The sequence below is a fragment of the Paenisporosarcina sp. TG20 genome, assembly GCF_000286315.1.
GTDB lineage: Bacteria > Bacillota > Bacilli > Bacillales_A > Planococcaceae > Paenisporosarcina.
The window spans coordinates 23,712-34,032 of record NZ_ALJG01000347.1 but is presented as its reverse complement, the minus strand read 5'-3'; the positions used below and the strand labels follow the sequence as shown (position 1 = coordinate 34,032).

Annotated in this window: 6 protein-coding genes; all 6 read left to right on the top strand. The window is 34.2% G+C overall.

Going from position 1 to position 10,321, the window contains the following annotated elements; genetic code table 11:
- Window positions 1-505: 505 nt before the first annotated feature.
- Window positions 506-2,356: an LTA synthase family protein gene (locus B371_RS0116620; protein WP_019415440.1), complete on the top strand. Its 1,851-nt coding sequence runs from the start codon at window positions 506-508 to the stop codon at window positions 2,354-2,356.
- Window positions 2,357-2,528: 172 nt separating this feature from the next.
- Entirely contained in the window at window positions 2,529-3,812 is a 1,284-nt protein-coding gene (locus tag B371_RS0116615; protein ID WP_019415439.1) for a nucleotide sugar dehydrogenase, read from the top strand.
- Between the two features lie 58 nt (window positions 3,813-3,870).
- Entirely contained in the window at window positions 3,871-4,587 is a 717-nt protein-coding gene (locus B371_RS0116610) for a WecB/TagA/CpsF family glycosyltransferase (protein WP_019415438.1), read from the top strand.
- Window positions 4,588-4,614: 27 nt separating this feature from the next.
- Window positions 4,615-5,736 carry a glycosyltransferase gene (locus tag B371_RS0116605; protein WP_019415437.1) on the top strand — a complete coding sequence of 374 codons (1,122 nt, stop codon included), beginning with the start codon at window positions 4,615-4,617 and terminating at the stop codon, window positions 5,734-5,736.
- A 333-nt stretch (window positions 5,737-6,069) separates the two neighbouring features.
- Entirely contained in the window at window positions 6,070-7,422 is a 1,353-nt protein-coding gene (locus B371_RS0116600; protein WP_019415436.1) for a cell wall-binding repeat-containing protein, read from the top strand.
- 486 nt (window positions 7,423-7,908) lie between these two features.
- A complete protein-coding gene (locus tag B371_RS0116595; protein WP_019415435.1) occupies window positions 7,909-10,305 on the top strand; it encodes a SpoIID/LytB domain-containing protein in 2,397 nt (798 codons plus the stop codon).
- The last annotated feature ends 16 nt before the right edge of the window (window positions 10,306-10,321 follow it).

The window sequence follows — 10,321 nt, the reverse complement described above, 5'->3', positions numbered from 1 at the left end:
AATTATCTTCCAGTTTCGTGTACTAGGAATTCTTTTGGAAGATTCTCACCCGAATTCAACAACTAAAAATAGAATAGCTACCCTTTATATCCATTTTATAGAAATTAAATGGCAACGAAGGGGGAAGTCTGCCCAAAATCACCCTTTCTCTAGCTCTCTAATATGAAATAACGTTATAGGAAGAGAACAAACTGTATACGCCTTAATAAGATTCAAAAAACAATGGGTTTTGGCAAAATGGTCGGTCGATCGACCAGGCATGAATAATTCAGGTTAAATATAAAGAAGAGAAAAAATTACCAGTCAAGTTATAAATTTGTCTCTTTGAAATTCGGAAGTGTCATATACTAGTATATTCAACTTTCATTGAAAAGATAGGTATGTTAAAATAAGTTAGTTAAAATAAGTTAGTTAAAATAAGTTAGTTAAATTAATACTGCTATTCTAGCTCCAAACTCGGAGACTGCCAGTATTTTTAATTTAATTTTGAGGAGAATTAAGTGGTATGAAAAACAAAATAAAAATTCACATAATATTTCTTATGGTATCTATGGTCATAGCAAAGATTTTTTATTTCCGATATGAATTATTTAATGATCTATCTATTCTCCAGTTATTAACTGAATCAGTTATTTGGTTAATTCCTTATTTCTTGCTTATATTAATGGTTATGAAAAATCCAATTCCCTATTTGTTAATCATTAATATATTAACCTCAATTTTAATGATTATGATTACTTGGTATGAAAGATATTTTTTGATCGTTCCTTCCTATTATGATTTAAGTCAATCTGGTCAAGTGGGATCGATTATTGAAATTGTCCCATATTTGTATTCTTTTACTGATTTGTTTTATTTCATTGATACGTTTATTATAATCATTGCTGTTCTTATTTTTGGGAAAATTGAAATTACTCCGGCTTCAACAAAACTAAACGTTGTAATCATAGCAGCTTTATTCTTGGCTACAGTTCTTGTTCAATTAAGTACATATAAAGACACTGTATATAATGTATCATCTGCATCAAAACAATACGGTTACTTGAATACACAACTAACCCAGATGTTGCAAAGGAATTTTCAAGAAACTGAAGTAGTTGATTCGGACTTTGATTATCAAGAACTTATAAAACTTAAAAATAACGACTACCTTCCGGATTTGGAACATAAGAGCTTTGGGTTGGCAAAAGATCGTCATTTATTTATTATTCAAGTAGAATCTATGCAAGAGTTTGTTGTTGGGATGTCTATTGAGAATCAAGAAATTACACCAAATATTAACAAATTACTAGAGGAAAGTACAGAGTTCTCAAACCTCTTCCAACAAATAGGTGCAGGAAATACATCTGACTCTGAATGGTTATTGCATACTTCTTTATATCCTAAAGGAATGGAACCAACCACTAATTTCCTGTCAGGTAAACCTATGCCTTCACTGGTTACTGATTTAAATGAAAATGATTACCACTCAATGACTTTTCATGCAGATGATGTTGAATATTGGAACCGAGATGCTCTTTATCCAGTGCTAGGGTTCCAAACGGTATATACCGACATAGAAATTCCCAATGAAGATGTTATCGGTATTGGATCGTCAGATGCGGTTTTGTTTGACTTTGTGACGGAGAAAGTGAAAGAAAATGTACAGTTAGAGAAACGAATGTATGCTAATATCATGACCATGACAAGTCATACACCTTTTGTGATGCCGAAAAAAGATGAGTTATTAAATCTTCCAGATGAATTTGAAGGAACTTACGTAGGAAATTATTTGCAATCTATACGCTATACAGATGAACAAATCGGACGCTTTGTAACTGAGTTGAAAGAACTTGGTATTTATGATGAATCTGTCATCGCTATTTTTGGGGATCATTCAGGCCTTCATGGTAGCCCAATGACAGACGAAGATAACGAGTTAATGGCTAAATTACTAGGACATACTTATTCATTAAGAGACAGATTTACAATTCCGTTTATCGTAACAATCCCCGGAATTTTTAATAAGCATATTGTCAACACGAATTTAGGTGGACAAATAGATATGATGCCTACACTTTCAAACTTATTAGGGATTGAAATCAAATCGCCTATCATGGGACAAAACCTATTCCATTACAAGAATAATTTACTTGGCATGCGTTACTACTTACCAAGTGGATCTTTTATAAACAATGAACATTTTTATATTGGTGAAAATGCCCGTTTTCCAAAACGTTTTTATGATATGAATGACATGTCCAGGATTGATTTAGACTTACCCTATATTGAAAAGAATACTAATATTATTTATGAAATTTTAAATATATCAGATAGCATAACAAATCAATATACATCTAAAGATAGTCAGAATTAAGATTAGATTAAATCGGTAATATTAATTGTATATAGTGTAATTGAACTGGGAAAGACATCATAATTCACATTAGACTTTATTCTTAGTGCTTATGCTGTCTTTTTATAAGGATTTTAGATATAATATTAAAGTTAAGTACCAATTATGTAATATAAAATCGAGGCGAAAATTAATGAAAAAAATATGTGTGGTCGGTCTTGGATATATTGGATTACCTACTGCGGTAATGTTTGCGAATCACGGCTATCAAGTATTAGGAGTTGATGTAAGTGAGCGTGCCATAAACTTATTATCAAAAGGACAAGTTCATATAGAAGAACCAGGACTTCAAGACTATTTAAATAAAGCCCTAGTGCAAGGGACGTTTACAGTTTCAACTACACCTGAAGAAGCTGACTTGTTTATTGTAGCTGTTCCATCGCCAATCACTGCGGAGAAAACTGCTGATATGAAATATATAGAATCAGCTACAGCTTCAATTGTTCCCTTCTTAAAAAAAGGTGATGTAGTCGTTCTTGAATCGACAGTTCCTCCACGAACAGTTATGGACGTAATGATGCCAATCTTAGAACAGGCCAATTTGGAATTTGGTACAGAATTATTTATTTCTCATTCACCTGAACGAGTTATTCCAGGTAAGGTTTTTGATGAATTAGTGAATAATAGTCGTGTTATTGGTGGTATAAATAGAGAATCAGCAGAGCGTACAAAAGAATTTTACTTAAGTTTCGTTAAAGGTGAATTTCATATTACGGATGTAACAACTGCTGAAATGGTAAAGGTAATTGAAAACACTTTTAGAGATGTTAACATTGCTTTTGCAAATGAAATTGCGAAAATAAGTGAAAATCTTGGTGTAAATGCATGGGAAGCCATTTCTCTTGCGAATCATCATCCACGAGTGAATATCCATTATCCTGGTCCAGGGGTTGGAGGTCACTGTATTGCAGTTGATCCATGGTTCTTAGTGGAAAAACAAAGTGAATTAGCTAAGATTATTCACTTATCTCGTTTGACTAATGATGGGATGCCAAGCTTTACAGTTGATAAAACACTTGAAATTTTAAAATCGAATGACATTAACAATGCACGTGTTGCGGTATTTGGCTTAACGTTTAAAGCCAATATTGATGACGTACGTGAAAGTCCCTCAATGGAAATTGTTAAGCAATTATCCCGTGAAGACGTTGATTTAGTATCATTTGATCCTCATGTTAAAGAAAATACGGTTCCTTCTCAGACACAATCATTTGAAGAAGCGATTACACGTGCAGACTCATTGGTCATCTTGACTGATCATGCTTATTTCAAAAATTTAAATCCATTTAATCTGGTTCCGTTAATGAGCAATCCCATCGTGCTAGATACAAAAAATGTGATTAATCGTGAAGAGTGGGAGTTAGCAGGATTTAAGGTATATAAACTTGGTGATGGTAAAGGTAATCCAATCGGTTAAAAAATAAAAAAAGACATTTCCCCTGTTGGAATGTCTTTTTCTTTTGGAGGGAAAGATTGTGAAAGAAAATATAATGGGTGTCGACGTAACTACATTAAACGAACAACAATTAATAAATAACATTGAAGAAGATATTAAGCAATCTCGAAAAGTGCGCATTGTAGCAATTAATCCAGAGAAAATTATGATGGCGGAAAAGGACACCAATCTTCGTGAATTATTAAACGAGTCGACTTATCAAATTCCGGATGGGATTGGTGTGTCGATTGCTTCAAAACTAAGTGGTGGTAAAATCCGTGGACGAGTAACCGGCATTGGTATGATGGGAAATTTATTAGCTTTGGCAAATAAAAATGAGTGGAAAATTTTCATGTATGGTGCAAAACCTGAAATCGTTCAACAAGCTGCTCGTACAATTCAAGAAAGATTCCCTAAATTGATTGTATCTGGAACATTGGATGGTTATGTTCAAGACACCCAGGAGATTATTACTACAATAAACAAAGCAGAGCCGCAAATTCTGTTTGTAGCACTAGGAAGTCCTAAACAAGAATTTTTCATAAAAAACAATATGGAACAACTTAATGTAAATGTATTCCAAGGAGTTGGCGGAAGTTTTGATGTATATAGCGGACATGTAAAACTTGCACCTGAATTATTCCAAAAGACTGGTACTGAATGGTTGTACCGTTTAATAAAACAGCCTTCTCGAATTAAACGTCAGATAGCTTTGCCCATGTTCTTAGCAAAAGTAGTTAGTAAACGTAACCGCTAAACAACACGGTTTATTGGAGGGAAATGGATGAAGATTCTACATATCATTAGTGGAGGAGAAACGGGTGGTTCTAAAAAACACCTAATTCAACTTTTTAAAGATGCACCATATGAAGCAGAACTTTTACTTTTGACAGAAGGTGAATTTGCACAAGAAGCAAGAGAAAAAGGGATTAAAGTAACGGTTTTTCAACAACAGGGGAGAAGAGATCGTACTGTAAATAAAAAAGTTAGTGATCATATAAGACAAGAGGGAATTCAAATTGTTCATTCACACGGCCCCCGTGCGAATTTTATTATGAACAACATTTCTTCTCAACTTAATATCCCTTGGGTAATTACTGTACATAGTGATCCAAAACTGGACTTTTTACATCAACCAAAACCATTAGCTATAATTTTTGAGCACTTAAACCTGAGAGCTATTAAAAAAGCAAATCATATTTTTGCCGTATCAACTAGATTTAAAGAAATGTTGATAAAGTATGGAGTAGAAGAGAAGAAAATTTCCACCATATTTAATGGAATTGATTTTAAAGATGAAAATAATGAAAGAGATTTAATCAATCTTAAAGCAAATTATAATATTAGTGATAAAGACTTCGTTGCTGTTCATATTGCACGGTTGCATCCCGTAAAAGGACATTCAGTCTTACTTGAAGCGGTTGAGAAATTACAACCACTTAGTAACTTTAAATTATTGGTGGTTGGTGAAGGTCCTGAACGTAGTTCGATTGAAGCAATTATCAAACAAAGAAAACTTTCAAATCAAGTAAAATTATTAGGATTCCGCAAAGATATTGCTCAGCTTTTAGAATTAGCTGATATTTCTATGCTCACTTCGTATAGTGAAAGTTTTCCTCTGGTTTTATTAGAATCTGCTAATGCCCATACACCTATCATTACTACGGATGTGGGAGGTGTTGGGGATTTAATCATCAGTAATGAGCTTGGATGGATTGTTCAGCCAAAGAGTGTAGACGACTTAATGGAGGCCTTACAAGAAGCTATCGTTGCCAAAAAAAATCAAACATTACAACGAATGGGGAATTTGCTCAATGATCACGCGAAAGGAAATTTCTCAAATGTTCAATTGCAAAATTCTCTTTATCAATCTTATGAAGTCTTGATTGAAGATAATAATAGTTAGTAAGCACTTATCACTTATTGTTTATAGAATTCATATTAGTACTAGGTTTAAATTCTTCTTTTTGTTCTTTTTGATTATGATTTACATCTGAAATGTATTCGGACAGTGCATTTGGTAGGTGTTTCAGTAAAAGTGATTAACAATTATGAATTATTTTCGCTAAAAGAGACCCCAAAACTATCAAAAAAGTCGAAGTGCAAATTGCACTTCGACTTTTTTGATACACAATTGTTACTTAATGTAACGCAATTGTAATGTTTATATAACATTATGAGTGATAGAATCAATACTAGTTAGTCAATAATGATATAAAAAAGGAGTTTAACGCCAATTATGAAAATCCGGAAAATTCTAGGTTCAATGATATTAGCAACAACTCTCACATTCGTAGCAGCAAACTCTCAAGCAGAAGCCAATGACGATACAATTAGAGATTTTACACGTATAGAAGGCGAAAGTCGTTATCTTACAGCTATTCAAGTTTCGAAAGCAGGTTGGGCAAATGGCAGTGGGACTGTTATTATTGCTTCTGGAGAAAACTTCCCAGATGCTTTAGCAGGTGCACCACTTGCTAAGAAACTAGATGCACCTATCCTATTAGTTAAAAATTCAAGCGTAGATGCAACAGTACTAGCAGAAATAAAACGACTAGGTGCAACAAAAGTTATTATATTAGGTGGGACAGTCACAACAGCTGTAGAAACTAAATTGAAATCAGTATCTTCAACAGTGGAACGTATTAAAGGGACAACTCGTTACGAAACAGCTGAAGAAATTGCTAAACAAGTAGGCGGTACAAAAGCGGTGGTTGTTAGTGGAGAATCTTTTCCCGATAGCCTTGCTATTGCTTCATATGCAGCACAAAATGGTATTCCGATATTATTGACAGAAAAATCAAAAGTAAGTTTTGATAAAACAAAATACTCGAACTATACAGTTATCGGTGGAGAAAATGCAGTAAGTAACTCTGTAATGAATGAATTAAGTGCAACTCGTATTGCTGGGGCTGACCGATATGCAACCATGAAAGCTATTGTTAATAAATTTTACCCAGCTACTGTAGCAAAACCATTAGTTGCATCTGGTGTAAGCTTTCCTGATGCATTAGCAAGTTCAGTGTATGCAGCAAAACTAGGAGTACCTGTTCTATTAGTAGCAAAAGACAGATTACCAGCAGAAACAAAAGATATTATAAATAACAAGAATGTTGATACACTAAAAGTAGTTGGTGGCGAAAGTGCAGTCTCAAAATATGCACTGGGTGCTGAAAAACCAGTTGTTCAAGTAGTTACTTCACCAACACCAACACCAACACCAATTAGTAGCGGAGACAAGTTGGTTTCAGTAGCTAAACAATATTTAGGAACACCATATGTATGGGGTGGTATCACACCTTCAGGCTTTGACTGTTCAGGCTTTATGTATTATGTACACAATAAAGCGGGCATTGATCTATCTCGGACAAATACAAGTGGTTATTACAACATGAGTACTCGAATTTCTTCTCCACAACCAGGAGATTTAGTATTTTTCTCAGGCACTTACAAAGCAGGTATCTCTCATATGGGAATCTATATTGGTAATGGTTCATTTATCCATTCTGCAAATGGTGGAGTTCAAATTGACAAAGTAAATGATCCTTATTATTGGGGCAAATACTTTACAAGTTATAACCGTCTAAAATAAGAAAAAATAGTAGACAAGCTTTCTAAATTAATATTTAGAAAGCTTTTTTTGTGTTTACAGACAATAAGCACAGCCTTCCTTTGTGATCTCTATTGAATCTTCAAATCAAATTTCCAAACTGAGTAATAACTGAGGTGATAAATTAATCTGAAATTCTACAAGGCGACAGAAGTGCGGAATAATATTGATGTAGAAAAATAAAAGAATGCAATAGTAATTTTCTCCTGTAGCCCTGACTGGAGTGAAAACTATTTCTAATAGACCACTAAAACTAAAAAGATCTTTAATAGAGAAAAACCAGTTATAAGATTTGTTATCTCAATCGTTTTAGAGTAACCCTCTTATCTATCGTACTTACGATAGATAAGAGGGTATTTATATTCCCGAATATATTAAAAAGTAAGGTACATCGAATCATTTTCTAAAAATTGATAGAATGATGAATCATTATCTACTATAATGTAGAAAAACAAAGGATGGCGAAAAATGTCTAAATTACTTAAACAATATTTTTCACCCATAACAATTTTATTTACAATACTGCTATTTTTCACCATTTCTCCTCCTGTCCATGCGGCCACTGATACAGAAAACTTCATTGTGAAAGTGAAATTGATCAATAAATTAGGACCTTCCAAAACATATCAATTTATTCCAAAAGGTGACACGATTTTAAAAGAAGATACCACAATAATTCTTAAGAAAGATACTACATATAAACTAGCAGTCCAGAATTCTAAAATTTCACTTTTGGAAGGAACAAAGATACTAAAAGATAACCTTTCTACCGCGACACTAGAACCAAGGGAGTATAAAAAAGAGAATTATGTACTTCTTGAAAATATGATTTCTACTAGTAAATATCCACATATAGGCACAATTATTTTTAGGCTAGTTACTCAATCAAATACCCTTCAATTACAACCAGTAAATCACCTGGGCTTTGAGGATTATATAAAAGGGGTACTACCTGGTGAAATGCCCGCAAGTTGGGGATCTACTGGAGGTCAAGAAGCTCTTCGTGCACAAGCCATCGCTGCTCGCTCATATGTGTTTGAAAAAATGAATGGTAATAGTTTAGTAGTGATTGATGACACTATTAATTACCAAGTGTACAAAGGTTTTGTATGGGATTCTATCTCTCCAGCTTATGTAAGTTATAACCAATATACAACTTCCGCTGTTGAAACAACTAAAGGAATGATTATGACATATCGAAAAGACAATGGAACCACTGGTTTTGTTACAGCTTTTTTCTCTGCTTCAAATGGTGGACAAACTGAATTACCACAACAATATTGGTCAAGTAATCTTCCATACCTTAATAAAACACAAGTAGATAAATATGATACATATAAATGGTCTGCACCGTTACAGTTTAAAAAACAACAATTAACTAACACAAGTACATTAGATTTTACGAATCCATCAAGTTGGTGGAACACACAAGCTGAGGACAGTTTATTGGCGTCAGTTGTACCACACACCAATAGTCGTACTGCATTTTTAAAACTAAAATCTCGAATTTTAAAAGACTTAAACGCAGTTGATCCCACTATTGAATCTATTAAAATAGATTCAATTAATAGTATTAAGACAATTGAATATTCTAACACAGGGAAAGTAAAAGAGATTACGTTTAATCTTTCTTATTTTACTCGTAAAACCAACCCTGACAACAGCTTATATTATTCGATGAATCTTGGTGCGCAATCGGAAACGCTAGCTGGAGAAGATCGCTACGCTACAGCAGTTGAAATTGCGAAGAGAGGCTGGAGTGGTAAAAGAAATAGAGCAGTATTAGGACGAGGGGACTTGGCAGTAGATGCACTAGCTGGGTCGGTATTGGCTTACAAACTAGGTACACCAATCTTGTTAACACGCACAAGTGCTTTGCCATCTACTGTAAAAGAGTATCTTAAAGAATCTTTAGAACCTGGCGCAACAGTTTATTTGCTTGGTGGGGAAGTAGCCATATCATCCAATGTTGAATCTGAACTTAGGATAATGGGCTACCATCCGACCCGTGTTGCAGGAGATACACGAACAGATACATCACTTGCCATTGCTGAAATAGTTGGAGGCTCAACAGATTCGGTATTCCTTGCTACAGGGGATGAAAAGTCTTCAGATGCATTATCAATTAGCCCGTATGCAGCAAAAAATCAAATTCCAATCATAATCCAAAGTGGATCTAATATTTCTAAGGGTACTTCAGATTACTTGAAAGTAAGTGGGAAAAATAGTGTCAACATTATCGGTGGAACAGGAGTCGTTTCAACAGAAGTAGAAGAAAAACTACAAATTGCAGGATATGCAACTAACCGTACATTCGGAACTGATCGAGTAGAAACGAGTATTGCTATTAATGATAAATTCATAATGCCAGGGGATTCGCTTGTTATAGGAAATGCACATTCGTTCGTTGATGCACTTGCAGGATCTGTTCAAGCAGCAAAAAATAATTCATCCATTTTACTACTTCACCCAGATGCTCAAAGATTACCGACTGGTTATCTTGAACAAGTAAAACAGCCTAACACGTTATTTTATTTAGGCGGTGAAACAGTTGTGTCTAAGGATTTAAAATACAGTTTATCGAGCTATATCGGGGGAACTCTTCAAAAATTCTCAAAAGATTTGACGTTAACAGGTCCACAATTACGTAGTCTATTTGGTGGAACAGTATTGATGAGTACAGACTTTATTATAAATGAGGACACAAATGAGTTCGCGTTAAAAGGCACGGGCTTTGGTCATGGCATTGGTCTAAGTCAACATGGAGCTTATGCACGTAGTAAAGATGGAATAACCGCAGAAAATATTCTTGGGTTCTATTACCAAGGCATTACGATTGAACAAGCAAAAGAATATATTAAATAAATAAAGTGGGGGAACA

What these genes read in the sequence shown, in the direction of transcription:
- B371_RS0116620 (WP_019415440.1), top strand. Translation starts at nt 506, where the DNA reads ATGAAAAACAAAATAAAAATTCACATAATATTTCTTATGGTATCTATG.
- B371_RS0116600 (WP_019415436.1), top strand. Translation starts at nt 6,070, where the DNA reads ATGAAAATCCGGAAAATTCTAGGTTCAATGATATTAGCAACAACTCTC.
- B371_RS0116615 (WP_019415439.1), top strand. Translation starts at nt 2,529, where the DNA reads ATGAAAAAAATATGTGTGGTCGGTCTTGGATATATTGGATTACCTACT.
- B371_RS0116595 (WP_019415435.1), top strand. Translation starts at nt 7,909, where the DNA reads ATGTCTAAATTACTTAAACAATATTTTTCACCCATAACAATTTTATTT.
- B371_RS0116605 (WP_019415437.1), top strand. Translation starts at nt 4,615, where the DNA reads ATGAAGATTCTACATATCATTAGTGGAGGAGAAACGGGTGGTTCTAAA.